Source organism: Photobacterium sp. DNB22_13_2 (assembly GCF_052873915.1).
The window spans coordinates 1-460 of the sequence record NZ_JBNNXU010000058.1 but is presented as its reverse complement, the minus strand read 5'-3'; the positions used below and the strand labels follow the sequence as shown (position 1 = coordinate 460).

Annotated in this window: 1 protein-coding gene; it reads left to right on the top strand. The window is 53.0% G+C overall.

Annotated elements, in window-relative coordinates; translation table 11 throughout:
* The coding region (locus ACVA58_RS27780) for a hypothetical protein (protein WP_446513482.1) at positions 1–200 on the top strand (200 nt) is incomplete at its 5' end.
* Positions 201–460: the final 260 nt, after the last annotated feature.

The following is a 460-nucleotide window of genomic DNA, read 5'->3' as shown; positions in this document are numbered from 1 at the left end:
GGGTAAGCAGGATCACTCGGCGCTGTGCCGGGCGATTGAGATCATGTCGAACCACGACATCGCCTGATATTGCTTGGTTGCGGGGATGGACTTTGGTTTCTGTGTTGTTGGTTCATCCCTTGTTTCATCCCCTGCCGGGGCTGACTCACTTTCTTTGTCTTGCCAAAGAAAGTAAGCAAAGAAAGGCGCGCCCGAGATAGCGAAACATTCCTTGAATTTCTGTCGCAGGGAGGGGAAGGGAAAAACTCGCTTCGCTCAAACAGTTTCCCTTCCTTTTTCCTCCTTGCAACAGAAATTCAAGGCGCCATCTAGGGCATCAACGGCCACACCATCTGGATACGAACGCTGTAGTGGGTACGCGGCAAGACGCAGAGCGAAGCAAGCAGCAACACAGCAACAAACAAGAGCCTGACGGAGCACGCACACCAACGGTTTGGCCGTTGACGTTCCTGCCCTAGAT